1 tRNA gene is annotated in these 214 nt (G+C 47.7%); it reads right to left on the bottom strand.

Features of this window, described 5'->3' with window-relative positions:
- Positions 1 to 72 precede the first annotated feature (72 nt).
- Positions 73 to 157 (bottom strand) — tRNA-Leu (locus FD20_RS08825).
- Positions 158 to 214: the final 57 nt, after the last annotated feature.

Genomic DNA, 214 nt, shown 5'->3' with positions numbered 1-214 from the left:
AACGCCCGACCCTCTGATTACAAATCAGATGCTCTACCAACTGAGCTAAGTCGGCAACATAAATAAAAAAAATGGTGCGGGTGAAGGGATTTGAACCCCCACGTCTTTCGACGCTAGAACCTAAATCTAGTGCGTCTGCCAATTCCGCCACACCCGCAAAATTGACCTATGAGTCGTGACAGGCTCGAACTGTCGACCCTCTGATTAAAAGTCA

This window comes from Liquorilactobacillus uvarum DSM 19971 (genome assembly GCF_001434935.1).
GTDB classification, from domain to species: domain Bacteria; phylum Bacillota; class Bacilli; order Lactobacillales; family Lactobacillaceae; genus Liquorilactobacillus; species Liquorilactobacillus uvarum.
The sequence above is the reverse complement of the archived record's forward strand: the minus strand, read 5'-3'. Positions and strand labels throughout refer to the sequence as shown.